We start from the raw sequence: 23,913 nt of genomic DNA, 5'->3' as shown, positions 1-23,913 counted from the left end.
CCTTGCGGGTCTGTCAATTGAAGGTGAAAACTGAGCCGATACCTGTACATTCTGCCAATCGGTGCGATTATCGCCCGCAAACCTCGAGGCCTGGATTGAAGTGATGAACAAGCCTGACCTGCCTTCGATTCCGGTGTTCAAGCTCTACGGTGAAAGCCTGGACTGGCCGACCCCTGACTTGCTGCACTGTGAAACCATTTCCAAACGCAGCCGCGAACACCATTGGGAAATCAAACCCCACCGCCACGCCGATTTGTGCCAGTTGCTCTTCGTATTCAAAGGTCAGGCAGAGCTTGAAATCGAAGGCCAACGCACGCAACTGAACGAAGCCGCGATCCAGATCCTGCCGCCGTTATCGGTGCATGGATTCCGTTTTTCCGAGGACGTCGAAGGATTCGTCGTCACCCTCGCTACACCATTGATCAACCATTTGCAGGCGCAACTGGGCAGCGCGGTGCAGGCCCTGGCCCAGGCCGAGAGTTATCCGGCGGGCAAGGACGCGGAGTACCTCAACAGTCTGTTTGCCGCGTTGCAGGCCGAGTACAACGGCCATCAACCGGCGCGGGAAATGCTCATGCATTCGCTGGTCAGCGTGATCATGGTCTGGGTCAGCCGTCAGGCGATCCGCCGTCACAACGCCACGCAACGGCCGCAACGCCAGCGCGAATACCTCAACGGATTCATTCAGCTGGTGGAAGAGACCTACCGCCAGCACGTCAAGGTCGAAGACCTGGCCCATCGCCTGGGGATTTCCGTCTCGCACCTCAACGGCACCTGCCGTGAACTGGCGGGGCAGCCGGCGTTGCAGATCATGCACGAGCGTCAATTGCTGGAAGCCAAGCGTCTGCTGACTTACACCAGCATGACGATTTACGAGATGTCCGAGGTGTTGGGGTTTTCCGATCCGACCAACTTCACGCGCCTGTTCCGGCGTCGGGTGGGGATCTCGCCAAAGGCGTTCCGCGACCGCTTGAAGGCCGAGCAGAACGACGACGCCTGACGTCCTGTGTTACCGCAGGGCGTTGAGGGTGGCGTTGTGAGGGATGCAGCGCTCGAAGTTGCAGCTCGCGTACTCACGGGGCAGTTGCCGCAACTGCTCCACGCGCCACGCCGCGGTGCCGTACAGCGCCAGCGTGGCCGCGCAGGTGATGAAAATCGCGAGGTATCTTCTTGTTCTGGTGTTCATGGCGTTGACCTCTGAACGAATACCCTTGGGTACTACTTTCAGCATAGGTCAGCGCCGTGGAGTTGCCAGCGGCTCTGTGAACGGCTTTACAGTCCGATATCCCACTGCGGGTTTTCGGGAAAACGCTGCACCAGAAAGTCCAGCATGCAGCGCAACGCCGCCGGCATGTGCTTGCGCGAGGCATACACGGCATAGATGCTCATCTGCCGGGGCTCGGCGTGGGGCAGCAGGCGCACCAGTTCGCCGCTGTGAATATGTGCCCCGGCCAGATAGGTCGGCAGCATCGCCACGCCGGCGCCGGCCAGGGTCGCGCGCAGCAGGGTGCTGGCCTCGTTGGCGCTGATGTTGCCCTGCACCGGCACCGAGACCGGTTCGCCATCCTCCTCGAAATGCCACAGGCTTTTGCCGAAATAGGAATGGGTCAGGCAGTTGTGCCGGCTCAGATCTTCAACCCGCTGCGGCTGCGGATGCTCCTGCAGATAGGCAGGTGCGGCGCAGACTACCGAGCGGCACACCGTCAGGCGCCGGGCGATCAGGTTGGGGTCGAGGTCGTTGCTGGTGCGGATCGCCAGGTCGATGCGCTCGTCCACCAGGTTCACGGTGCGATCGAGCATTTGCAGGTCGATGTTCACCCCCGGATAGGCTTTGACAAACGCCGCCATGGCATCGGCCAGTTGCGCCTGACCGAACGAGGTGCTGACGCTGATTCGCAGCAATCCTCGCGGGGCATCGGCAGGTTCGCTGACAGCGGCCTGCATGTCGCCGGACAGTTCCAGCATCTGCCGGCAGCGCGGCAGGATTTCGTTGCCGGCGGCGGTCAGGCTCAACTTGCGCGTGGTGCGGTGCATCAGGCGCGCGCCGACCCAGTCTTCCAGTTCCGCCAGATAGCGCGACACCACCGGCCGTGACAGGTCCAGGTGATCGGCCGCCGCCGACTGGCTGCCCAGATCCACTACCGTGACGAATACCCGCATTGCTTGGAGACGATCCATGATTTGCCCGCTTTCAGAAACAAACTATGTCCAAGCATCGCATTTTTTGTAACGAGTCTGGCAACTAAGCTTTGTCCCCATCGCCAAGCACGGCATACGAACAGCGGAGCAACCCATGATCGGCTTCACCACCCTCAAGCGCGTTTTACTGGCCACCGCCACCCTCGGCTTTGCTGCCCACGCAGCGGCCGCGAATCTGACCCTCGATGTCTACAACCCAGGCACCCATGCGATCTTCCCGGTGACTTCGGTGCTGGTCAGCGGCGAGAAAGACGCGATTCTGGTGGACGCCCAGTTCGGCAAGTCCCAGGCCGAGCAAGTGGTGGAAAAGATCCGCGCCAGCGGCAAGCAACTGACCACCATCTACATCAGCCACGGTGACCCGGATTACTACTTCGGTCTCGACACCCTGACCAAGGCCTTCCCGAATGCCAAGGTGCTGGCCTCGCAGCCGACCGTTGATCACATCAAGCAAACCGTCGACGGCAAACTGGCTTTCTGGGGTCCGAAAATGGGCGCCGACGTGCCGGCCAAAACCATCGTGCCGGGCGTGCTCAAAGGCGACACCCTCATGCTTGAAGGGCAGAAACTGCAGGTGGTCGGCCTGGACGGCAAGCAACCGAATCGTAGCTTCGTGTGGATTCCTTCGTTGAAAGCCGTGGTCGGTGGTGTGGTTGTCGCCGAGAACATTCACGTGTGGATGGCCGACACCCAGACCGCGCAATCCCACGCCGACTGGCTGCAAACCCTGCACTCGATCGAAACCCTGAAACCGAAAACCGTGGTGCCGGGTCACTACCTGGGTGACAGCGCCCGTTCGCTGGCAGCGGTGAAATTCACTGCCGACTACATCAAGGCATTCGATGCCGAAACGGCCAAGGCCAAGGACTCTGCCGCGCTGATCGCCGCGATGAAAAAACGCTACCCGACACTGGGCGAAGAAAGCTCGCTGGAGCTCAGCGCGAAAGTCGCCAAGGGCGAGATGAAGTGGTAACCCGATTCTGAAAAACGCAGCACTCTCAAGCCAACTGGAGAATGTCATGAGCAAGATCGCAATCATTGGTGCCACCGGCCGTGCCGGCAGCCAACTGCTGGAAGAAGCCCTGCGTCGTGGCCACAGCGTCACCGCCATCGCCCGGGATACCTCGAAGATCGGCGCCCGCGCCGGTGTGGTCAGTAAGAATGTCGACGTGCTGAATGCAGCCGCGCTGCAAGACGCCGTCGCCGGTCACGATGTGGTCATCAGCGCTGCGCATTTCGCCACGGTGCCTGCCAGCGCGCTGATCGGTCCGGTGAAACAGGCCGGGGTGAAACGTCTGCTGGTGGTCGGCGGTGCCGGCTCGCTGTTGCTGCCGGACGGCACCCGCGTGATCGACAGCGCTGGCTTCCCGGCCGAGTACAAGGCAGAGGCCAGCGCTGGCGCGGCGTTTCTTGAGGCCTTGCGTCAGGAGAAGGAACTGGACTGGACGTTCCTGTCGCCGTCGGCGCTGTTTGTCGAAGGCGAGCGCACCGGTAAATTCCGCGTGGGCAAGGATGACTTGCTGGTGAGTGCTGAAGGGCAGAGCTCGATCAGCTTTGCCGACTATGCGATTGCGCTGATCGACGAAGTGGAAACGCCGAAGCATTCGCGTCAGCGGTTTACTGTCGGTTATTGAGGGGTTGGGTGGTTTTCGGGATTTGTGTCTGATCCGAGAACTACCCCTCACCCTAACCCTCTCCCGGAGGGAGAGGGGACTGATCGTGGGATGCTTGTGAACTCCGCCGACTTGAACGGGGTGTATTGAATCCATAATCGCCCAGATTTTTCAGGTCGATGTATTACGTAAGACACTTCGGTCAGTTCCCTCTCCCCCTGGGAGAGGGTTAGGGTGAGGGCAAGGCGTCACCGCGTATGAGCCTGCTCCACCAACCACCCCATCAATTCCTGCAATTTCGCCGACGGCTCCGACGCCGGCGCCACGATGTAATAGCCCAATCCCGTCTTCACCTTCAGATCGAACGGCATCACCAGTCGCCCGGCGTTCAAGTCGTCGCCGATCAGTGACCAGTCGCCGATCGCCACCCCCGTCCCGTGGGACGCCATCGACATCGCCTGATCCAGCGTCTCGAAATGCTGACCGCTGGCGATATTGCTCAAGTGCAGTTCGGCGGCTTTGAGCCAGAGCGTCCAGTCGTCATCCGTATGAGTCGGGTGCAGCAGCAGATGCTGTTGCAGATCTGCCGGTGTATGCAGGGCCGGCCATCCGTTGAGCAGTGTCGGCGAACAGACCGGCGTCAGTTGTTCATCGAACAGATGCAGGGTCGCAGGCGAATCGTGGGGCGCGCTGCCGTAGATCACCGCCGCGTCGAACTGCTCGCGATGAAAGTCCACCCCGTGTTGCAACGACGCGGTGAGTTTCACCGGCACGTCCGGGCGCTCGCGCTGCCATTGCAGCAGGCGTGGCAACAACCAGCGCATCACGCAGCTCGGCGCCTTGAGTTGCAGGGTTTCGCGTTTGGCGCCGATCTGCTCCACCGAGTCGCCGATCAGGCTGAACACCTGCTGCACCCGTGGCAGCCATTCGCGACCTTCGGCCGTCAGCTCCAAACCCCGGGCCAGGCGAATGAACAGCTCATAACCCAGATGTTCCTCAAGCCCGGCGATCTGCCGGCTCACCGCGCCCTGGGTGATGTGCAACTGCTCGGCGGCCCGGGTGAAGTTGCAGCACTGCGCGGTGATCAGAAACGTATGCAGAGCGGGCAGGGGAGGCAGTCGTTTCATGTGGATCCAAGGTATGACGTGAGGACATGGCTAGTATGAGCTTTTATCGATTGTTGCGGCTACGGGTCGCCCGTTTCAATGAGGCCAATCACCGGTTCCTTTACAGCCCGGTGCCTCAACGAACAAGAAGGGCAAAGACATGGCGACGTGTGGCGAAGTACTGGTCAAGTTACTCGAAGATTATGGGGTCGAGCAGGTGTTCGGCATTCCCGGGGTGCATACCGTGGAGCTGTATCGCGGGCTGGCCCGTTCGAGCATCAACCACGTCACGCCGCGCCATGAACAGGGCGCCGGCTTCATGGCCGACGGCTACGCCCGCACCAGCGGCAAACCGGGTGTGTGCTTCATCATCACCGGCCCGGGCATGACCAACATCACCACCGCCATGGGCCAGGCGTACGCCGATTCGATCCCGATGCTGGTGATCTCCAGCGTGCAGTCGCGCAGCCAATTGGGCGGCGGTCGCGGCAAGCTGCATGAACTGCCGAACCAGAGCGCACTGGTCGGCGGCGTGGCGGCGTTCTCCCACACCCTGATGTCGGCGTCCGAATTGCCGGGTGTGCTGGCCCGTGCGTTTGCGCTGTTCCAGGCCGGGCGTCCGCGTCCGGTGCACATCGAAATCCCGCTGGACGTGCTGGTCGAAGAAGCCGACGAACTGCTGACCAGCGTGCCGGTCCACATCGACCGCGCCGGTGCTGCGCCGGCCGCCGTGAGCCGCATGACCGAACTGCTGGCCGGCGCCCGGCGTCCGCTGATCCTCGCCGGTGGCGGTGCCATCGATGCCGCTGCCGAACTCACCGAACTGGCTGAGCTGCTTGATGCACCAATGGCTCTGACCATCAACGCCAAAGGCATGCTGCCGTCCAGCCATCCGCTGTTGATCGGTTCGACTCAGAGCCTGGTGGCGACCCGTGCTCTGGTGGCCGATGCCGACGTGATCCTGGCGATCGGCACCGAGCTGGCGGAAACCGACTACGACGTGACCTTCGCCGGCGGTTTCGAAATCCCCGGCAAGCTGCTGCGTGTGGACATCGATCCCGACCAGACCGTGCGCAACTACCCGCCTCACGTGGCGCTGGTGGCCGACTCGCGCAATGCCGCACAAGCGTTGCTCAGCGCGCTGTCGCACAAACCGCTGGCCGAGCGCCGCAACGATTGGGGCCAGGTACGCGCCGCCCGTCTGCGTGAAGACCTGGCCGCGACCTGGGACGCGCCGACCCTGGCCCAGACCCGGTTCCTCGAAACCGTGCTGCACGAATTGCCGAACGCAGTGTTCGTCGGCGACTCCACGCAACCGGTGTACACCGGCAACCTGACGTTCAACCCGGAGCGTCCGCGCCGCTGGTTCAACTCGTCCACCGGTTACGGCACCCTCGGTTACGCCTTGCCGGCGGCGATTGGCGCATGGCTCGGCGGCTCTCTGGAACATGGCGCGCGTCCGCCAGTGGTGTGCCTGATCGGCGACGGCGGTCTGCAATTCACCCTGCCGGAACTGGCCAGCGCCGTGGAAGCGCGCACCCCGGTGATCATCCTGCTGTGGAATAACCAGGGTTACGAAGAGATCAAGAAATACATGGTCAACCGTGCCATCGAGCCGGTGGGTGTTGACATCTACACCCCGGACTTCATCGGCGTGGCCAAGGCCCTGGGTTGCGCGGCGCAAGCGATCAGCTCCGCTGAACATCTGCGCGGTGCACTGCGCGCCGCCACCGATCGTCAGGGCCCGACCCTGATTGAAATCGACCAGACCCAATGGATGAAGGCGGTGGCCCAATGATGAATTTCCCGACCACACTCGACGGCCTGTACATCAACGGCCAATGGTCCGCCGGCCGCGAACACCTGCGCGTCATCAATCCGGCCACCGAAGCGCTGTTGACCACGGTCAACGGCGGTGACGAACGCGCCGTCAATCAAGCGGTAACGGCGGCGACCGAAGCCTTCAAGGGCTGGTCGAAAACCACCGGTGCCGAGCGCGGCGCGATCCTGCGCAACATCGCCAATGGCGTGCGCAACGGCCGCGAACATTTGATGAACTTGCAGTCGAGCAACAACGGCAAACCGCAGTTCGAGGCGGGCATCGATGTCGACGACGTGATCGCCACGTTCGAGTACTACGCCGAACTCGCCGAAGGCCTCGACGCCAAACTCGACAGCAACGTGCCGCTGCCCAGCGACGATTTCAGCGCACGTCTGCGCCGCGAGCCGTGCGGTGTGGTCGGGCTGATCGTGCCGTGGAATTTCCCGATGGTCACCACCGCGTGGAAACTCGCGCCAGCTCTCGCCGCCGGTTGCTGCGTGGTGCTCAAACCGTCTGAAGTCACGCCGCTGCCGGAGCTGGAACTGGCGACCATCATCGCCGAATCCGGTCTGCCCAAAGGCGTGTTCAACCTGGTGTGTGGCACCGGTCTGGCGGTCGGTGCGCCGCTGTCGGCGGACCCGCGCATCGCCAAGGTTTCCTTCACCGGCAGCAACGCCGTCGGTGTGCAGGTGATGCAGCGCGCCGCTGAAACCGTGAAGGGCGTGAGCCTGGAACTGGGCGGCAAATCCTCGCTGCTGATTCTGGAAGATGCCGACCTGGATCTGGCGGTGGAGCTGGCCTGCGGTGGTGGTTTCTTCAACGCCGGGCAGATGTGCTCGGCCACCAGCCGGGTACTGGTCGCCGATGAACTGGCCGATGAATTCCTGATTCGTCTGAAGGCCCGCGCGGAAAAAATCCGTGTGGCCGATCCGTTCGATCCTGAAGTCGAGATGGGCGCGCTGGTCAATCAGGCGCAGTACCAACGCGTACTCGGCCACATTGACCGTGGCCTCAGTGCCGGGGCCAAGCTGATCTGTGGCGGCAACCGTCCTGCCGATCTGCCGCGCGGCTATTTCTTGCAGCCGACAATCTTCACCGAAGTGCCCCTCGACAGTGCGCTGTGGTGTGAAGAGATTTTCGGCCCGGTGATCTGCGTGCGCAGTTTTGCTACGGAAGCCGAGGCGATTGCCCTGGCCAACGACAGTCAGTTCGGGCTGGTCGCCAGCGTGGTCACGCGCAATGCCGAGACCGCGGATCGGGTCGCCAACGCCTTGCAGGCGGGGTTGGTGTGGCTCAACGCGCCTCAGGTGATCTTCCCGCAGACGGCGTGGGGCGGCTACAAACAGAGCAGCATCGGCCGCGAATTGGGGCCGTGGGGTCTGGCGGCATTTCAGGAAATCAAGCACGTGATCCGCGCGCTCTGAATGCCCGAAAAAGGTCAGCGCATGCCTCGCAACGAGGCATGCGCCGGCGTCATGGCTTCAATGAGTTTTTATCGATAGTCAGGTGTTTTGCACGACCTCAGGATGAACCCGCTGATCACGTTCAAGCCCTTTGAAATCGGGGGGTTGGGCGGTTCCGATCACGCACGGCAAGGGTTGCGGTCAATCTCATACTTACAAAAATAATGGGAGTCCTAAATGGGCGAGCACGATCTGAACAGGCGTCAATTCATCAAAACCGTCGGCGTGGCCTCGGTGGCTGCGGCGGCCATGAGCATGCCCTTCATCCGGGCCAGTGCCAGCGACACCCGTTTTGCCGGCAAGACCCTGCGCCTGTTGACCTGGTCCGATGACACGGGCCTGGCCGCACTGCGCAATATCGCGGCAACGTTCGAAGCCAAGACTGGCGCCAAAGTGATTGCCGACCGCACTGGCAGCACCTCGGAAATGGTCGCCAAACTCAAGGCCGGCGGTGATCGTCCGCAGTACGACATCATCACTCTGGCTGGCGTTGGCGCCGAAGGTCTGGCCGCTGCCGGGCTGCTGGAAAAACCCGACCTCAACCGCATTCCCAACCTGATCGATGTCCCGGAAAAATACCGCACCGGGGCCAACGGTCACGGCATCGGTTACCTGTTGTGGTGCAACAGTCTGGTCTACAGCACCCGCACTCAGAAGGAAGCGCCGGACAGTTACGCCGCGCTGTGGGACGCCGATCTGGCACCGAACATTTTCCTGCCACCGCCGAACTGGACCGAGGCGATGGACCTGATCATCATTGCCGCCAAACTGGCCGGTGGTGACGAGCACAACATCGAGCCGGGCTTCAAGAAACTCGCGGAGCTGAAAGACCGCGTGGTGACCCTGGGCGAAAACCCCAACCAGATCGCCGAGCTGTTCCGCACCGGCTCCCTGGACATGGGCGGCCTCTACGCCCCGGCGTTTTTCCCCAAGCAGATCCGCGACCCGAACTATGGCCTGGGCGCCACGTTCGGCATGAAAGAAGGTTTCTACACCGACCTGATGCTCTCGGTGATGCCGAAGAACCGTCCGGGCGACACCGACCTGGCCTACGCCTTCATCGATCACTCCCTCGACCCGCTGGTGCAGGGCAAGATGGCCGAAGACATCTTCAACGGTCCGGTCAACGCCAAGGCGATCATCTCCGCCGAAGCACGCAAGAGCCCGTTCATCCTCACGCCGGAGCAGATCGCGGAGAAGGCGATCATGCACGACAACGCCTTCCTGGCGACCGTGCATGACCAGTGGATTCGTCGCTACACGGAAATCTTTTCTTCCTGACGCCGACCTTCCGGGGCACCGCATGATCGGGGTGCCCGGGAGATTCGTTTTCCATTGACGAGATCATTGCTATGGAACATCAATCCCTGACCCAACCGGTCGGCGCGGGTGACGTGCGCCCGGCGCGCGGTGTTTCGCCGACGGCGCGGGCGTGGTTTTTCCTCACGCCGTCGATGCTGTTTCTCGGCGTGCTGATTGCCGCCAGCCTGCTGGTGCTGCGCATGAGCGTCGGCACCAAGGGCGCGGAGTGGTCCGGTTTCAGCCTGGCCAGTTACGCGCAGTTGCTTGAACCCTACTACCTCAAATCGTTGCTGCTGACCTTGCGTCTGGCGCTGATCAGCGCGGTGGTCGCGGTGGTGCTGGCGATCCCGGTGGCGTACACCATGTCGCGCCTGACCTCGCCATTCGTGCGGCGAATTTTTCTGGCGGCGGTGTTGTTGCCGCTGCTGGTCAACCTGCTGCTGCAAAGCTATGGCTGGCTGGTGATCCTCGGTCCCGGCGGCATGCTCAACCAGACCCTGATGGGCCTCGGTCTGATCAAGCGCCCGATCATGTTGCTGTACAACCAGAACGGCGTGCTGATGGGCCTGGTGCAGACCGCGTTTCCGCTCGCCGTGTTGCCGATTGCCAGCGCCATGCGCGGTGTCGCCCGCAGCTACGAAGAAGCTGCCGCGACCCTCGGCGCCAGTCGTTTTCAGGTGTTCCGCCAAGTGGTGTTGCCGATGAGTCTGCCAGGCATCATCACCGGCGCGACCCTGGTGTTCGCTTACAACGCCAGCAGCTTCGTGGTGCCGCTGTTGCTCGGCGGTCGGCGCGTGCCGATGCTCGCGGTGATGGTGCATGACCAGATCGCCCCGCTGATGAACTGGCCTGCCGCGTCCGCCGCCGGGGTGGTGCTGATCGTCACTACGCTCGCCATCATGACCTTGTCCGAATACATCACCGGCCGCCGTCGCCGTCTGCTGGAGGCTTCGCAATGAGTGCCCTGATCAAGAAGCGTCAGTCGCTGTTGCCGGGCGACACCGGCAAGTTCGCCGGCATCCTGTCCGGGATCATTTTGTTCCTGGCCGTGTTGCCGATCCTGACCATGATCGTGATGTCGTTCAGCGGCGCGTCGAACCTCGACTTCCCGCCGAGCAGCTACAGCCTGCAGTGGTACAAGGCGGCGTGGCACACCTTCGTCTCGCCGGATGCCAGCGATGTGCTGAGCCTCGGCCAGGCCATGGGCACCAGTTTGCTGGTGTCGTGCCTGACGATGATTTTCGCCACGCTGATCGCGGTGCCGGCCGCCTACGCGCTGACCCGCTGCGAGTTCCGTGGCAAGGGCGTGGCGCTGCAATTGATGTCGCTACCGCTGGTGTTCCCGATGGTGGTGCTGGGGCTGGCCTTGCTGCTGGTGTTCGACAGCCTGCCGTTCCACATGACCACCTCGCGGCTGGTGATCGCCCACGTGATTCTGGCGCTGCCGTTCGTGGTGAAGAACTGCACGGCTGCGATGCTTTCGATCGGCAGCGAAGTCGAAGAGGCTGCGCAGATGCTCGGCGCTTCGCCGCTGCGGGCCATTGTCGACGTGGTGGTGCCGCTGATGAAATCGGGGATTCTGGCGGGGATGCTGCTGGCGTTCATCGTCTCGTTCAACGAATTCACCGTGACCTATTTTCTCTACACCATCGACGTCATGACCGTGCCGATCTGGATGTACAGCCGCACCGTGTCATCGCTCGACCCTACCGTGTTCTCGTTTGCCGTGCTGATCGTGCTGATCGACTTCGTCCTGATCTGGGCGCTGGAGAAGCTGGTCGGTGAGGGTGGCGTTTCGTTTTGATTTCTTGAGGTGATTTATGTCTGGTCTGATTCTGGAAAACGTCGAGAAACACTACGGCTCGGCCTGTGCGGTAAAAGACGTCAATCTGCATTTGCCCGAGGGCAAACTGGTGTGTTTCCTTGGCCCGTCGGGCTGCGGCAAAACCACGTTGCTGCGCATGATCGCCGGGCTGGAAACTCTCACTGGCGGCGAGATCCGCCTGGACGGCGAGGACATCGGCCACACCCCGGCGCACCTGCGCAACTTCGGCATGGTGTTCCAGTCGCTGGCATTGTTCCCGCACATGACCGTGGGCGAGAACATCGCCTATCCGCTGAAACTGCGCGGTGTGAGCAAGTCTGATCAACAGACACGGGTGGTGGAGTTGCTTGAGTTGATCCAGCTGCAACCGATGATCGATCGCCCGGTGGCCAAGCTGTCCGGCGGTCAGCGTCAGCGGGTGGCGATTGCCCGGGCGATTGCCTCGCATCCGAAAATCCTGTTGCTCGACGAACCGCTGTCGGCGCTGGACGCCAAATTGCGTGAGTCGATGCAGGTGGAAATCCGCCAGCTGCAACAACGCCTGAACATCACCACCATCATGGTGACCCACGATCAGCGCGAGGCCATGACCATGGCCGATATCGTGGTGGTGCTGGGTGAGCATCGGGTGCAGCAGGTGGGGACGCCGATTGAAATCTATCGGCATCCGGCCAACGAATTCGTCGCGGATTTTATCGGCTCGGGGAATATTTTTCCGGCCACCGCGCTGGGCGATGGCAAGGTTGTGCTGCCGGGCGGCGATGCCCTGCAAGTGCCGATCTGCAGCAGCATCGTGGTCGGGCAGAAGGTGAAAATGCTGATCCGCCCCGAAGACCTGCAACTGTCACCGCCCCAGGCCACGGCGGGCAATCGTCTGCTGGGCAAGGTGACGTTCGTGCGGGATATTGGCGCGACGATCGAGACTACGGTGGAGTGTTCCGGCGTGACCTTCACGGCGCTGAGCACGCCGTGTCAGGGCTTCGGGCTGGGGATCGGGCATCCGGTGTCGGTGACATTGCCGAGTGAGGCGTGTCGGGTACTCGGCGCCTGATCAGACACTCAATCGCAGGCGCGCCAGATCCCGCAACGGCGGCGCGCCAAACAACCGGCTGTACTCGCGACTGAACTGCGACGGACTTTCATACCCCACCCGATACCCCGCCGCCGAAGCCTCCAGCCCCTCAGCCAGCATCAACCGCCGCGCCTCTTGCAGGCGCAGCTGCTTCTGATACTGCAACGGGCTCATCGCCGTCATCGCCTTGAAGCGGTGATGCAAGGTCGAGACGCTGAGGTTCACTTCCTTCGCCAGGTCATCAATACGCAGCGGTTGCTCGAAGTTGCCGTTGAGCCATTTGATCGCCTGGCTGATGCGGTGGCTCTGGCTGTTGGCGATGGCGATTTCGTACAGCCGATGGCCCTGAGGACTGCGCAGCAGACGATAGAGAATCTCCCGACGGATCAGCGGCGCAAGCATGGCGATGTCTTTCGGTGCGTCGAGCAGGCGGGCCAGACGCAGCACCGCATCGAGCATCGCACTGTCGATTTTCTCGACATACAGACCACGTCCGGTCGGCCGGGTCGGTACGCCCATCGGGCCGGCGTCGGCGATCAGCGCGGTGATTTCCGCAGGATCAATGTCCAGGCGTACGGCGAGGATCGGCTCTTCGGGCGAGACATTCACCACCCGACCGCTCAACGGCATCGAAACCGACACCACCAGGTAATTCAGCGGATCGTAATTGAAGAATTCGTCCGCCAGCCGTACCTCTTTGCGACCCTGGGCCATGATGCACAGCGCCGGTTGCGCGAGCACCGGGGCGAAATCATGGGACTGGGTGTGGCGCGACATGAACAGCGAGCCGACGGCAGTGGCATAACTGCCATCTTCGGACGTGTTGCGGCGAATGATGGCCGCCAGTTCCGCGCGCTGCTTTTCCATGTCGGCATCGGGGGGCCCCTGAAAACGATCGAATGACGTCATGCACAGCCTCCTCGGCAAGGGATGGAATGGGAGCAGAGCATAAGTTTGTGCAAGCGCGAGCGGTAGACACATCCTGTCAAATGCTTGCCTGATCCTGCATGGGTTTGTTGGCTCGTCCAGCCATAGCAGGACGCAGGTCGGCAGAGTTGCCCGAAACCGGTGTGACAGGACGGTGACAGCAATTCACGACTTGTTACAGGTCTGCAAGACAGTCTCGCAGGATTGTGCAACGCGACGGCAGGAATCGACTAACGGCGAGCCGTGCCCGGCCCTTAACCTTGGATCCTGTCGCAGCACGTCCCCGGCTGCCACGCAACTTCCTGGGAGGGTTGAACATGTCCAAGCAGATTCCCGTCAGTCATATGGCCTTCGTTCGAGCGCGTGCCGGACGCTCGGCGGAACTCGGCATGCGCTTGAGCGCCCTGATCGAGCCATCCCGCGCCGCCCCCGGTTGCCTGAGCTTCGCCTTGCAGCATTCGCAGTGTGATCCGGAGTTGTGGCTGGTCTCCGGTTTCTGGAGCAACCAGCACTCGATGACCGCTTATTTCAGCAGCCCGTCGATGGAAATCTTTGCCGAGCTGGTGCAGGACCTGGTGGTCAACAGCCTGGATTTCCACACGTTCAAGGAAGTCTCGGCTGCACAGGCCGTAGGGCAATGCACTGCGCCGATACACAAACTCGCCGGTTGAATGTTTAATGTCCGGCTTATCTGACTGAGCCAGGACCTGCGATATGGCACGTAAAGAGTTCGAACACTTCGAAGCGGTTTCCGCTGTCGTCCCCGTCGAGTTGGGCGGCAACAAGGGTTATCACGCGGCGATTGCCGTCAAGGCCCTGGTCGACGGCGGCGCACCGCGCTTTCACAAACTGCTGAACGATCAGGTTTTTCCCGGCGCCATCGCCGCCGATGAAGCCGCGATCAATGAGCTGGACAAGCTCAAGGGCGTCACCGACGACGCCGAGCTGATCTGGTAAGCGCTTACTTCGTCGCCCCCGGGCGCCACATCTTGAACAACGCCTCCGGCCCCAGCTGGAAGTAGTCCGCCGGCCCGCCGCCCCGCAGTATCGGTTCGGCGGCGGCGGTGTCGTAGATCCCGTCCTTCAACAGCCATTTGGCAATGTGCACGGCAACCACTTCGCCGAGCACCAGCCAGCTCGGCACGGTCTCGCCGTCGGCGCGCTGCAACTGAATGATCTGGGTGACCTTGCATTCGAAGGACACCGGGCTTTCGGCCACGCGCGGCACGGCAATCACTTTCGACGCCACCGGCGTCAGCCCCGCCAGTTCGAACTCGTTGACCTCCGGCCCGACCATCGCGCAGCTCTGGTTCATCTGCTCGGCCAGCGGGCGGGTGGCGAGGTTCCAGACGAATTCGCCGGTCTGCTCGATGTTGTTCAGGCTGTCTTTGCGACCGACGCTGGAGAACCCGATGATCGGCGGAATGTAGTTGAACGCGTTGAAAAAGCTGTAGGGCGCCAGGTTCAGCCGGCCCTCGGCATCCTGCGAAGAAATCCAGCCGATGGGACGCGGGCCGACGATGGCGTTGAACGGATCGTGCGGCAGGCCGTGGCCGTTGGCCGGTTCGTAGAAATGGATGTCATCGGGCATGGCGGGTGTTCCTGGAAACGGCTGTCAGAGAGCGGCCATAGTGCAAGGACGGGCGGCTGATTTCCAGCCCTCCAGACATGACTAAGCCCGGCCGAAGCCGGGCTGTGGTGTGTGTATTTGATGATCAGCCGATGGCTTCGGCAGTTCCGGTTTTATCAAAGCCGTCAGCGGCGATGGCGTTGGCGGTACCGGTCTTATCGAAACCGTCAGCAGCGATGGCGTTGGCAGTGCCGGTTTTATCGAAACCGTCAGCGGCAACGGCTTTGCCGACGTTGGTCTTGTCGAAGCCGTCGGCAGCGTAGGTGCCGGTGTGGCTGGTTTCGATGGCAGCGCTGGCGCCGGAAATGAAGTCGGCGGATTTGGTTTTGTCCGAACCGTCGGCGGCAAAGGTGTTGGCGGCCAGTACGGACAGGGTCAGGGCGAGGATCAGTTTGGTTTTCATGGTCGTTCTCCAGATTCGGAATTCGTTGGCGATGTGTTTCGCATGGGGTTCATGCTACGCCAACTAAATTGATTAAAAAGCGCAAAATAATGCTAAAAACAATCGATTAACTTGATATTAAGGGCGACGCATTCAATTCGCTTTCGTCGTCGGAGCGAGCGTCGCGCAGGTAATCGATCAGGTAGGTGCAGGATGCGGCAGGGGCATTAACCGGTGATTAATCGCCGTTTTTTGCGTGCGTGACAGATTTTTCATGGATTCCCGACCGGTTTTTCACCCGAGCAACGCCAGTCTGCCCACGGCCATAAAGCCAAAAACCGGCCGTCACACACTGGAGCGTTGCCCGCGATGAATAAACTGCCTCAAATCACCCTGGCCTTCTGGGTCATGAAAATCTGCGCGACGACCCTGGGGGAAACCGCGGGGGATTTGTTGTCGATGACCCTTAACGTCGGCTACGCCATCAGCTCGCTGATCCTGATCAGCGTGTTTGTCCTGACCCTGATCACGCAATTGATGTCCAAGACCTACAAGCCGCTGCTGTACTGGATCGTGATCCTGTCGACCAGCACCGCCGGCACCACCATGTCGGACTTCATGGATCGCACGCTGGAACTGGGTTACGCCACCGGTTCCATGATTCTGATCGCGATCCTGCTGGCGATCTTCGCGGCATGGCGCCTGAGCGGCGACTCGCTCAACGTCACCAAGGTGCAGAGTTTTCGCGGCGAGATGTTCTACTGGATGGCGATTCTGTTCTCCAACACCCTGGGCACCGCGCTCGGCGATTACCTGGCGGACGACTCCGGCCTGGGCTTTGCCGGTGGCGCGCTGTTGATCGGTTCGGCGATTGGCGTGGTCGTGCTGCTCAAGTACTTCACGAAGATTTCGTCGGTGGCGCTGTTCTGGGTGGCGTTCGTGCTGACCCGGCCGTTTGGCGCAACCCTGGGCGACTTGATGACCAAGTCCCATGAGAAGGGCGGTCTGGACTTCGGCACCATCGGTTCGTCGGCGGTACTGGCGGGGATTCTGCTGGTGATGATCGTCGGGGCGTCGTATGCGCAGAAGCGCTATGGCAGCAAACAGGGCGTTGCCGAGTTGTCCTGATCGGGAAATCGGACAGGAAAGAAAACGCGCGAAGGTCTTGCACCTTCGCGCGTTTTTTTGTGATCAGTCAGTGACGATCCGAGAATGTTTCTGCGTGTCTTTCATGGTGATGTACACCAGCAGGGACACCGCGATGCACGCGGTCACGTACCAGTAGTAACCGGTTTCCATGCCGATGCTCTTGAACCACAGTGCGATATATTCGGCGGTGCCGCCGAAGATCGACACGGTGAGTGCGTACGGCAGGCCGACGCCCAGGGCGCGGATTTCGGTCGGGAACAGCTCGGCTTTCACCACGGCGTTGATCGAGGTGTAGCCGCTGACGATGATCAGCGCCGCCATGATCAGGAAGAACGCACCCCACCAGGTCTGGATGGTGTGCAGGGTCATCAGGATCGGCACGGTGAAGATCGTCCCGAGCACGCCGAAGGCGATCAGGATCGGGCGACGCCCGATTTTATCGGAAAGGCCGCCGATGATCGGTTGCAGGCACATGAACAGGAACAGCGTGGCGGCGGAAATGGTGGTGGAGTCGGAGATGCTCATGCCGACGGTGTTCACCAGGTATTTCTGCATGTAGGTGGTGTAGGTGTAGAACGCCAGCGTACCGCCCATGGTCAGGCCGACCACGGTCAGCAGTTCCTTCGGATGACGAAGCAAGGTGCGCATGGCGCTTTCCTTGGACTTCTCTTTCTTGGTGAACGACTCGGTTTCTTCCATGCCACGACGCAGGTACAGCGCCACGATTGCGCACAGCGCACCGATGGCGAACGGAATACGCCAGCCCCACGCGTAAAGCTCTTCGGTGGTCAGGAACTGTTGCAGCACGATCAGCACGCCCAGCGCGATGAGCTGGCCGGAAATCAAAGTCACGTACTGGAAGCTGGAGAAGAAGCCGCGACGATCCTTGGTCGCCATCTCCGACAGGTAGGTCGCCGAGGTGCCGTATTCGCCACCGACCGACAGGCCTTGCAGCAGGCGGGCGAACACCAGCAGGATCGGCGCGCCGACACCGATGGTTTCATAGCCCGGGCTCAGGGCGATGATCAGCGAGCCGAAGCACATCAGGTAAACCGAGGCCATCAGGGCTTTTTTGCGTCCGACCTTGTCGGCGTACAGCCCCATCAGCCAGCCACCGATCGGGCGCATCAGGAAGCCCACGGCGAAGATCGCGGCGGTGTTGAGCAGTTGGGCGGTGGTGTCGCCTTTGGGGAAGAAGGCTTTGGCGAAATACAGCGAGAAGGCGGCATAGACGTACCAGTCGTACCACTCGACCATGTTGCCGACGGAACCGCTGAAGATCGACTTGATGCGACTGGCGGTGGTTCGTTCTTTGGCCGGCACGGCAGCCGACCCAAGAGGCAGGGCGTTGGAGTTATCCATTGAAGGATCCTTCGTTTAATTGTTTTTGTGGAGCGCGTTGGAACGCAGCCTGCGAGGGCTATAGCAGGAGCTGTGCCAACGGGGGGAGGGCCGGTTTAGAGGGGTTGGGGAGATGGGTTGAGCGGGATTTTGCCGATAGGAACTTGGCGATGAGCGGATTTCCGCCTATCTGATCGTTCCCACGCGGAGCGTGGGAACGATCAATCAAGAAGGATCAATCGGGAATAAACATTTCCCGGGTCAATCCATGGCGCTGCATCTTTTCATTAAACGTACGACGCGGCAGTTGCAGTTCCTCCAGCACGGCTTTCACATCGCCCTTGTGCCGGGTCAAAGCAGCCCGCAAACACTGCGCCTCAAACGCCTCTTGCTGCGCCGCCAGCGACTGCCCCGGATCGATACCCTGCACCGGTTCATCCAGCCCCAGCACCTGCCGCTCGGCCACGTTCGCCAACTCGCGCACATTGCCCGGCCAGTCGTGACTGAGCAGGTGGCTCAACTGCGCGCCACTGAGCGGCGGAAAGGTCCGGCCCAAACGCTGGGCGGCACTCTGGGCGAAGGATTCGAACAACAGCGGAATGTCTTCCCGACGATCACGCAGCGGTGGCAATCGCAGCTCTGCGACGTTCAGCCGATACGCCAGGTCCTCGCGAAAACGCCCGGCCCGCGCTTCATCCAGCAAGTCGGGTTTGGTCGCCGCGACGATCCGCAAGTCCACCCGGATGCTCTGGTTCGACCCCAGCCGCTCCAGCTTCTGCTCCTGCAACACCCGCAGCAGTTTCACCTGCTGGGCCAGCGGCATGCTTTCGATTTCATCGAGAAACAGCGTGCCGCCATCGGCGTATTCCAGCTTGCCGATGCGCTTGCCCGAGGCGCCGGTGAACGCGCCGCTCTCATGCCCGAACAACTCGGCTTCGAACAACTGCTCGGGGATCGCCGCGCAGTTCAGCGCCACGAACGGCTTGTCGGCGCGCGGGCCGAAGTCGTGCAGGCAGCGGGCGACCAGCTCCTTGCCGCTGCCGGTTTCGCCACGGATCAGCACATTGACCGGCAGCGTCGCCAGATCAAGTACCTGCCGGCGCAAGGTCTGCAAGCCACGGGACACACCGAGCAGTGTCGCATCCAGTCTGGCGCGGTTGTCGGCCTGCTCGTGCAGGGCACGGTTTTCCAGCACCAGCCGACGCTTGTCGAGCGCCCGGCGCAGGCTGCCGAGCAGAGTCTCGGGGCTGAACGGTTTTTCCAGAAAATCGTAGGCGCCGTCGCGCATCGCTTCGACCGCCATCGGCACATCACCGTGGCCGGTCAGCAGAATCACCGGCAGATCGGCATCCCGGCGCTGCACTTCGGCCAGCAGTTCAAGACCGCTGAGGCCGGGCATGCGCACGTCGCTGACAATCACCCCGGCAAAATGCGCCGGCAGCGCCTCCAGGCATTCCTCGGCGCGGCTGAACAGCTGCACCTCGAACCCGGACAGGCTCAGCCATTGCTCGACGGCACTGCGAATGCTGCTTTCGTCATCCACCACCATCACGGAATTGAGCATCAGATGTGCGCCTCCAGATCGATCGGCAAGGTCAGGCTGAACACTGCGCCATTGTCACCATTTTCGACGCACAGGCGCCCGCCGGATTCATGGACGATGGCGAAGGATACCGCCAGTCCCAGGCCCAGTCCGTCACCCACCGGTTTGGTGGTGAAGAACGGATCGAACACCTGACCCAGATGTTCGTCGGCGATGCCGCCGCCGTTGTCGATGACGCTCAGGCGCCACAGTTGCTCGTCGGCTTCCAGGCGGATTTCCAGACGCTTGCACGGCTTGCCCTGCATGGCATCGAGGGCATTGCGCAGCAGATTGATCAGCACCTGCTCCAGGCGGATCGCATCGCCGCGCACCCAGGCCGGACGGGTCAGGTGCAGCACCAGACTGACCTGCTCATCGCGAAGACGCGCATCGAGCAATTGCAGGGCCTGATCGACCACCGTCGCCAGATCCAGCCGTTCGCGCAAACCGCTGGGGCTCTTGCGGGCGAAGGTTTTCAAGTGGCCGGTGAGGGCGGCCATGCGCGTGAGCATGTCATCCACCGGTTTGAGTGCCTTGTAGGCGTCATCGACCCGGCCATGATCGAGCAGCAGGCGCAGGGTCGCCAGTTGCATGCGCTGGGCGGTCAACGGCTGATTGATTTCGTGGGCCAGCGCGGCGGACATCTGCCCCAGTGCCGCCAGTTTCGCTGATTGCACCAGACCGTCCTGGGCGGTGCGCAAGTCGCGGGTGCGTTCCTCGACCAGTTGCTCAAGCTCTTCGCGGCTGCGCTGGCGCATCTTCGCCAGACGCCAGCGCTGGTTGAGGAACAGCAACAGGAACACCAGCGCCAGCCATACCCCGGCAGCGGCGAGCCCGGCATTGCGCTGATCCTCGAAGGACAGTTGCGGACGGCGCAGCAGATGCAGGGTCCAGCCTTCGGCGCTCAGCGGCAGCGATTCCCACAGGTAATCCGCCGTGCCTTGCGGGCCTTCGACGCGGCGCAGATCACTGTTGTCGTCGAAGCTGCGCAGCGCCAGATGCGTCAGCGGCACCAGCGACTGTTTGTCGTATTGGCGGGTGGCCTTGATCTCGCGGTAATCGGCCGGGCTCAGCGGGTGCAGCAGGCGATAGCGCCAGCCGGGCTGGTTGGCGATGAAGATGATCCCGCGTGCATCGCTGACCAGCAGGGTGTCATTGCCCTGGCTCCATTCGCGTTCGAGTTCGGGGAATTCGAGCTTGACCACCATCGCCCCGAGGAACTCGCCGTTGTCGCCGAGCACGGCGCTGGACAGGAAGTAACCGGGAATCCCGCTGGTCACACCGACTGCGTAGAAACGCCCGGTGCCCTGAGTGCGGGTCTGACTGAAATAGGGGCGAAAGCCGTAGTTGTGACCGACGTAACTGCTGGGCAGACGCCAGTTGCTGGCCGCCACCGCCAGGCCGGTGCGGTCGAGCAGTTCAAGGGTCGAGGATTGTGCAGCGCCGTTGATCTTTTCCAGTTTCAGATTGAGCGCCGTTTGCTGTTCGGTACTCACAGGACCGGCCAGCGCCGCGCGTAATTGCGGGTCCAGTGCGAGCACGGCGGGCAAGGCGCGATAGCGGTCGATCAGGGTGTGCAGCGAGTTGGCATACAGCGCCAGCTGTTGATTGGCCCGCGCGGCGTCTTCTTCCAGCGCCTGGCGCTCGGCGTGGCGGATCGCAAGCGTCGCGGCGAGGGCGGCGCCAGCGATGATCAGCAGGGTATACAACGACAGACGCAAGGTACGGGAAGTCGGCAGCATGCTGGGTCAAAGGGGTGGCAGGACGGGCGGGCACGATAGCATGTGCCCGCTCGGTACGGCGTATTGTCGAAGCGACTCAGACGTACGTTTCGCTCATCCTGCGTTGCAATTGCGGCTGCATTTTTGTCCTGGGTTTGGGGATCGGCTTTTTCAGTGGCCGATGACTGTCTTGCTGTGCCGATTGGAGCAGTTCGGCCAAGCGTGCCGTTACCCCGTCTGCTTCGCTCGGGGAGTCGACAAGCTGGCGCGCGGTACTCAATACCTGATCAATGGCGTCAAACGGATCGAGCCCGGTTTTGAGCAGTTTCATGACTTCGCGTTGTTGATCGCCCATCAGGTCATCCAGCTGACGATAGAACATTTCCTGAAGCCGTTGCGGATAAGAACCGAGATTGTCAGCTGCAGCCTTGATCCTCTGCTGGAGTTCACCGGCACCGTTGATCAGGTTCTTCGTCCCTTCCACAACATTGGCTGCGGTATCGGCGACAGCTGTCACTCCCGCGGCGATTTCCCGGGTGCGAAGGGTTTCCACGGCCTTCAGGCTTTTTTTGAAAAAGTGGTAACGCAACAGCGGAAAAGCGATGGCCCCGACGAGCGTGCCCACGGCTGTGCCGATCAGGTTGCCAATACCCGGTAAAGCGGTGCCTAAAACCGCGCCGACACCCGCACCTTTTGCCGCGCCGTAGAGGGCAGATTTGATCCCGTGCCGGGACTTCATGAATGTGCCAAAAGTGATGCTTTCGCGCAGTTCGTTGATGTCGGCGTCTTCGGGAACAAGGCCGTCGAATTCTCTCGCAAGGTAGTCCAACTGACCTGCTGCGGTTGCCGCTTTGTCGAGCACGCCGATAAAGCCTTTCGCCACATCAAAAAGCACCTTCACATTGCCCGTTTTGTCGACATGGATAATCGGATTGTTCCCCACGAACGCATAGAGATTCAGTCCGTCGACAGTGCCCGCCCGATCGGCACTGACCCAGCGCCCCAGCCAATCGGCGTAGTAGCGGGCGCCGTAGTAATACAGCCGGGTGACATCCATTTCCTTGCCCGAGTAACGGACGGTCTTGTAATCGACCTCCACGGCGGAGTGCCTGGTATAAACGGCTGTGCCGCCGAATGGCAGATAGCGCTCGTCGGTGATCAATCGCGCCTGTGCATCGAGTTCCCTGACAGCCGAACCCAGGTGATCCGGCAGCGTGAATCGCAGCTGGTCGGCACCGATTTTTGCCGGATCCTTCTTCCAGTGCAGGCAGCGCGCTGCGCCAGATCCGATATCGAGCGTGATGACGTGCAACTCCTCGCCGTTGTCCTTGGTGCGGATCTCCAGCCCCGGCAAATAGCGCACTTCATGAAAGTGACTGACTTTCGTTGTGTGGGTGTCGTGGCGTTTGTAGACCCGCTGGCCCCGGCTGTAGCGGTAATACTCTTCATCGTTGGCGCTGCTGCCGTTGCGATCGACGAGCGTCACCTTGTCCAGTTCGCCATGGGCGTTCCAGTGCATCGGCACGCCGGGTTGCAGGGCCCGCAGGTTGCCGGCAGGATCGAACCGTTGGCTGAAATCCGGCGGCGGATCGCCGGGTTTCCAGCGCACGCCGCGATTGCTGGCGGGGTCGATGCACATCTCGAAGGTGTGGCTGGTGCCGTCGCGCACGTGGATGGTTTTGACAAGATTGTCGCCGTGGTCGTAATCGTAGTGCTCGACGTAATTGCGTCGGTCATCGGGATTGGTCGACTGGGGCAAACCGAGCCTGTCCGAGGGCGGGGCGTCGCTGTAGCCGGTGGCGCTAATCAGTCGGTACAGCGTGTCGTAATCGAACTCCTGATGGCCATCGACCCGCTGGTTGCTGAAGTAGGTCGGCGTGTAGGCGTGATCGAGAATGCGGACGATATTGCCCACCCGGTCGTATTCATACTTGAAGTCCTGAAGCACCGGTCCCGAGCCCTTCTGCGCGCGGTGACAGTGCAGGCGCCCATCGGCGGCGCGGTAGTGCCAGTGGCTGGTCACACCGTTGCCGGCCTGTTGTTCGATGAGCTGTCCGGAGGCGTTGTACTGCGCATCCTGCAACACGGTTTGCCAGGTGGTCTGTCCGTTGATCTGCAATTGCACGCGATTGAGTTGACCGGCCACGTCGTATGTCGACTGTTGCTGGTGTCCCCCGGCATCGGTCTGCGTCAACACCGCGCCCAGCGGGCTATAACGGCGACCGCTGACGAACGCGTTGCCATCGTGAAAGGTGCGGGTCTCGCGCAGTGCCTGACCGGACAGTCCAAAGCTGCGAACATCCACGGAACCCGACGGATCTTCCCGCCGGATCAGTTGCCCGCGCAGGTTGTGTCCGGGATCGGCCGAGCGATCAGCGTAGGTGAAGGTCTCGATATCCGGCGTGCCGTTCTCTTCAACGGTCAACGGGCGCAATTGGTTGTCGTAGGTCGTAAGCCAGTGATTGCCCCGTGCATCCCAGCGCCGAGTTTCTTCTCCCGACCGACCGGGCAGAACCAGGCTTGTGCCGGCATCGACACTCTGGACCCTTAGTGGCTGGCCACTCAGCGCAAAAACGGTCACCTGACTGGCAATGGACAGACGCGGATCGCGTTCAGTCACGGTTCGTCCGCCAACATCATGGTGTTGACGGGTAATGAGTGCCTGCGCGTCCTCGCCCGCCACCTTGCGCAGGTAGGCAATTTGTCTGATGGCCTGACCTTGAGGGTGAGTGGCCGACACTGATGGTGTGTACGAGTCAATGGATGGGTTCATTTGAGT

22 protein-coding genes are annotated in these 23,913 nt (G+C 61.7%); 12 read left to right on the top strand and 10 right to left on the bottom strand.

Annotated features, from left to right (window positions below; all coding sequences use genetic code 11):
- The first annotated feature begins 103 nt into the window (after positions 1 to 103).
- A complete protein-coding gene (locus tag JKA62_RS03220) occupies positions 104 to 1,000 on the top strand; it encodes a helix-turn-helix domain-containing protein (RefSeq protein WP_011335702.1) in 897 nt (298 codons plus the stop codon).
- Positions 1,001 to 1,009: 9 nt separating this feature from the next.
- Here JKA62_RS03220 and JKA62_RS03215 read toward each other — a convergent pair whose 3' ends face one another.
- Together JKA62_RS03215 and JKA62_RS03210 are read right to left on the bottom strand one after the other, a co-directional pair.
- A complete protein-coding gene (locus JKA62_RS03215; protein WP_007953274.1) occupies positions 1,010 to 1,186 on the bottom strand; it encodes a hypothetical protein in 177 nt (58 codons plus the stop codon).
- Between the two features lie 86 nt (positions 1,187 to 1,272).
- Positions 1,273 to 2,178, bottom strand: coding sequence for a LysR family transcriptional regulator (locus JKA62_RS03210; RefSeq protein ID WP_201816327.1), 906 nt, complete (start codon positions 2,176 to 2,178; stop codon positions 1,273 to 1,275).
- Positions 2,179 to 2,293: 115 nt separating this feature from the next.
- Here JKA62_RS03210 and JKA62_RS03205 point away from each other — a divergent pair, with 115 nt between their 5' ends.
- Both JKA62_RS03205 and JKA62_RS03200 read left to right on the top strand, forming a co-directional pair.
- On the top strand, positions 2,294 to 3,172 hold the full coding sequence (locus JKA62_RS03205; RefSeq protein WP_201816325.1) for an MBL fold metallo-hydrolase: 879 nt from the start codon (positions 2,294 to 2,296) through the stop codon (positions 3,170 to 3,172).
- Positions 3,173 to 3,218: 46 nt separating this feature from the next.
- The gene (locus JKA62_RS03200; protein WP_102687223.1) at positions 3,219 to 3,833 is read left to right on the top strand and encodes an NAD(P)-dependent oxidoreductase; all 615 of its coding nucleotides are present in this window, start codon (positions 3,219 to 3,221) and stop codon (positions 3,831 to 3,833) included.
- Between the two features lie 227 nt (positions 3,834 to 4,060).
- Here the strand turns inward: JKA62_RS03200 and JKA62_RS03195 are convergent, their stop codons facing one another.
- On the bottom strand, positions 4,061 to 4,939 hold the full coding sequence (locus JKA62_RS03195) for a LysR substrate-binding domain-containing protein (protein ID WP_201816323.1): 879 nt from the start codon (positions 4,937 to 4,939) through the stop codon (positions 4,061 to 4,063).
- A 139-nt stretch (positions 4,940 to 5,078) separates the two neighbouring features.
- Between JKA62_RS03195 and JKA62_RS03190 the strand changes: the two genes are divergently transcribed.
- The 6 genes from JKA62_RS03190 (at position 5,079) to JKA62_RS03165 (ending at position 12,381) form a co-directional block, all read left to right on the top strand.
- Positions 5,079 to 6,716 carry a 5-guanidino-2-oxopentanoate decarboxylase gene (locus tag JKA62_RS03190; protein ID WP_201816320.1) on the top strand — a complete coding sequence of 546 codons (1,638 nt, stop codon included), beginning with the start codon at positions 5,079 to 5,081 and terminating at the stop codon, positions 6,714 to 6,716.
- The gene (locus tag JKA62_RS03185; RefSeq protein WP_201816318.1) at positions 6,716 to 8,164 is read left to right on the top strand and encodes an aldehyde dehydrogenase family protein; all 1,449 of its coding nucleotides are present in this window, start codon (positions 6,716 to 6,718) and stop codon (positions 8,162 to 8,164) included. Before JKA62_RS03190 ends, JKA62_RS03185 begins: the two co-directional genes overlap by 1 nt.
- A 216-nt stretch (positions 8,165 to 8,380) precedes the next feature.
- Entirely contained in the window at positions 8,381 to 9,484 is a 1,104-nt protein-coding gene (locus tag JKA62_RS03180) for an ABC transporter substrate-binding protein (protein WP_011335694.1), read from the top strand.
- Positions 9,485 to 9,555: 71 nt separating this feature from the next.
- Positions 9,556 to 10,464, top strand: coding sequence for an ABC transporter permease (locus JKA62_RS03175; RefSeq protein WP_201816315.1), 909 nt, complete (start codon positions 9,556 to 9,558; stop codon positions 10,462 to 10,464).
- On the top strand, positions 10,461 to 11,309 hold the full coding sequence (locus JKA62_RS03170) for an ABC transporter permease (protein WP_007960165.1): 849 nt from the start codon (positions 10,461 to 10,463) through the stop codon (positions 11,307 to 11,309). The genes JKA62_RS03175 and JKA62_RS03170 overlap by 4 nt, the downstream gene beginning before the upstream one ends.
- A gap of 16 nt (positions 11,310 to 11,325) precedes the next feature.
- On the top strand, positions 11,326 to 12,381 hold the full coding sequence (locus JKA62_RS03165; protein WP_011335692.1) for an ABC transporter ATP-binding protein: 1,056 nt from the start codon (positions 11,326 to 11,328) through the stop codon (positions 12,379 to 12,381).
- On the opposite strand, the gene JKA62_RS03160 is transcribed toward JKA62_RS03165, so the two are convergent.
- Positions 12,382 to 13,311, bottom strand: a complete 930-nt coding sequence (locus JKA62_RS03160) for an AraC family transcriptional regulator (protein WP_011335691.1) — start codon at positions 13,309 to 13,311, stop codon at positions 12,382 to 12,384. It lies immediately after the preceding gene.
- Positions 13,312 to 13,646: 335 nt separating this feature from the next.
- Here JKA62_RS03160 and JKA62_RS03155 point away from each other — a divergent pair, with 335 nt between their 5' ends.
- Together JKA62_RS03155 and JKA62_RS03150 are read left to right on the top strand one after the other, a co-directional pair.
- Positions 13,647 to 14,000, top strand: coding sequence for a putative quinol monooxygenase (locus tag JKA62_RS03155; protein WP_201816313.1), 354 nt, complete (start codon positions 13,647 to 13,649; stop codon positions 13,998 to 14,000).
- Positions 14,001 to 14,043: 43 nt separating this feature from the next.
- On the top strand, positions 14,044 to 14,286 hold the full coding sequence (locus tag JKA62_RS03150; RefSeq protein WP_007960172.1) for a hypothetical protein: 243 nt from the start codon (positions 14,044 to 14,046) through the stop codon (positions 14,284 to 14,286).
- Positions 14,287 to 14,290: 4 nt separating this feature from the next.
- Here JKA62_RS03150 and JKA62_RS03145 read toward each other — a convergent pair whose 3' ends face one another.
- Entirely contained in the window at positions 14,291 to 14,920 is a 630-nt protein-coding gene (locus tag JKA62_RS03145; RefSeq protein WP_011335689.1) for a flavin reductase family protein, read from the bottom strand.
- 124 nt (positions 14,921 to 15,044) lie between these two features.
- Positions 15,045 to 15,362 carry a hypothetical protein gene (locus JKA62_RS03140; protein WP_011335688.1) on the bottom strand — a complete coding sequence of 106 codons (318 nt, stop codon included), beginning with the start codon at positions 15,360 to 15,362 and terminating at the stop codon, positions 15,045 to 15,047.
- Between the two features lie 348 nt (positions 15,363 to 15,710).
- On the opposite strand from JKA62_RS03140, the gene JKA62_RS03135 reads away from it, so the two are divergent.
- Positions 15,711 to 16,469 (top strand): COG4705 family protein, encoded by a 759-nt coding sequence (locus JKA62_RS03135; RefSeq protein ID WP_201816310.1) that lies wholly within the window; start codon positions 15,711 to 15,713, stop codon positions 16,467 to 16,469.
- A 63-nt stretch (positions 16,470 to 16,532) separates the two neighbouring features.
- Here the strand turns inward: JKA62_RS03135 and JKA62_RS03130 are convergent, their stop codons facing one another.
- From JKA62_RS03130 to JKA62_RS03115, 4 genes are all read right to left on the bottom strand, one after another.
- Positions 16,533 to 17,852: an MFS transporter gene (locus JKA62_RS03130; RefSeq protein ID WP_011335686.1), complete on the bottom strand. Its 1,320-nt coding sequence runs from the start codon at positions 17,850 to 17,852 to the stop codon at positions 16,533 to 16,535.
- Between the two features lie 214 nt (positions 17,853 to 18,066).
- On the bottom strand, positions 18,067 to 19,395 hold the full coding sequence (locus JKA62_RS03125) for a sigma-54-dependent transcriptional regulator (RefSeq protein WP_201816307.1): 1,329 nt from the start codon (positions 19,393 to 19,395) through the stop codon (positions 18,067 to 18,069).
- A complete protein-coding gene (locus tag JKA62_RS03120; RefSeq protein ID WP_201816304.1) occupies positions 19,395 to 21,155 on the bottom strand; it encodes a sensor histidine kinase in 1,761 nt (586 codons plus the stop codon). The genes JKA62_RS03125 and JKA62_RS03120 overlap by 1 nt, the downstream gene beginning before the upstream one ends.
- Before the next feature lie 76 nt (positions 21,156 to 21,231).
- Complete coding sequence (locus tag JKA62_RS03115) at positions 21,232 to 23,907, bottom strand: RHS repeat domain-containing protein (RefSeq protein WP_011335683.1); 2,676 nt, start codon at positions 23,905 to 23,907, stop codon at positions 21,232 to 21,234.
- Positions 23,908 to 23,913 lie beyond the last annotated feature (6 nt).

This window comes from Pseudomonas sp. B7 (assembly GCF_016735645.1).
Lineage (GTDB): Bacteria > Pseudomonadota > Gammaproteobacteria > Pseudomonadales > Pseudomonadaceae > Aquipseudomonas > Aquipseudomonas glycinae.
Note: the sequence above shows the minus strand (reverse complement) of the source record. Positions and strands in the feature narration are given on the sequence as shown.

Coding starts and splice junctions, on each gene's coding strand:
- JKA62_RS03220 (WP_011335702.1), top strand. CDS start 104: ATGAACAAGCCTGACCTGCCTTCGATTCCGGTGTTCAAGCTCTACGGT.
- JKA62_RS03215 (WP_007953274.1), bottom strand. CDS start 1,186: ATGAACACCAGAACAAGAAGATACCTCGCGATTTTCATCACCTGCGCG.
- JKA62_RS03210 (WP_201816327.1), bottom strand. CDS start 2,178: ATGGATCGTCTCCAAGCAATGCGGGTATTCGTCACGGTAGTGGATCTG.
- JKA62_RS03205 (WP_201816325.1), top strand. CDS start 2,294: ATGATCGGCTTCACCACCCTCAAGCGCGTTTTACTGGCCACCGCCACC.
- JKA62_RS03200 (WP_102687223.1), top strand. CDS start 3,219: ATGAGCAAGATCGCAATCATTGGTGCCACCGGCCGTGCCGGCAGCCAA.
- JKA62_RS03195 (WP_201816323.1), bottom strand. CDS start 4,939: ATGAAACGACTGCCTCCCCTGCCCGCTCTGCATACGTTTCTGATCACC.
- JKA62_RS03190 (WP_201816320.1), top strand. CDS start 5,079: ATGGCGACGTGTGGCGAAGTACTGGTCAAGTTACTCGAAGATTATGGG.
- JKA62_RS03185 (WP_201816318.1), top strand. CDS start 6,716: ATGAATTTCCCGACCACACTCGACGGCCTGTACATCAACGGCCAATGG.
- JKA62_RS03180 (WP_011335694.1), top strand. CDS start 8,381: ATGGGCGAGCACGATCTGAACAGGCGTCAATTCATCAAAACCGTCGGC.
- JKA62_RS03175 (WP_201816315.1), top strand. CDS start 9,556: ATGGAACATCAATCCCTGACCCAACCGGTCGGCGCGGGTGACGTGCGC.
- JKA62_RS03170 (WP_007960165.1), top strand. CDS start 10,461: ATGAGTGCCCTGATCAAGAAGCGTCAGTCGCTGTTGCCGGGCGACACC.
- JKA62_RS03165 (WP_011335692.1), top strand. CDS start 11,326: ATGTCTGGTCTGATTCTGGAAAACGTCGAGAAACACTACGGCTCGGCC.
- JKA62_RS03160 (WP_011335691.1), bottom strand. CDS start 13,311: ATGACGTCATTCGATCGTTTTCAGGGGCCCCCCGATGCCGACATGGAA.
- JKA62_RS03155 (WP_201816313.1), top strand. CDS start 13,647: ATGTCCAAGCAGATTCCCGTCAGTCATATGGCCTTCGTTCGAGCGCGT.
- JKA62_RS03150 (WP_007960172.1), top strand. CDS start 14,044: ATGGCACGTAAAGAGTTCGAACACTTCGAAGCGGTTTCCGCTGTCGTC.
- JKA62_RS03145 (WP_011335689.1), bottom strand. CDS start 14,920: ATGCCCGATGACATCCATTTCTACGAACCGGCCAACGGCCACGGCCTG.
- JKA62_RS03140 (WP_011335688.1), bottom strand. CDS start 15,362: ATGAAAACCAAACTGATCCTCGCCCTGACCCTGTCCGTACTGGCCGCC.
- JKA62_RS03135 (WP_201816310.1), top strand. CDS start 15,711: ATGAATAAACTGCCTCAAATCACCCTGGCCTTCTGGGTCATGAAAATC.
- JKA62_RS03130 (WP_011335686.1), bottom strand. CDS start 17,852: ATGGATAACTCCAACGCCCTGCCTCTTGGGTCGGCTGCCGTGCCGGCC.
- JKA62_RS03125 (WP_201816307.1), bottom strand. CDS start 19,395: ATGCTCAATTCCGTGATGGTGGTGGATGACGAAAGCAGCATTCGCAGT.
- JKA62_RS03120 (WP_201816304.1), bottom strand. CDS start 21,155: ATGCTGCCGACTTCCCGTACCTTGCGTCTGTCGTTGTATACCCTGCTG.
- JKA62_RS03115 (WP_011335683.1), bottom strand. CDS start 23,907: ATGAACCCATCCATTGACTCGTACACACCATCAGTGTCGGCCACTCAC.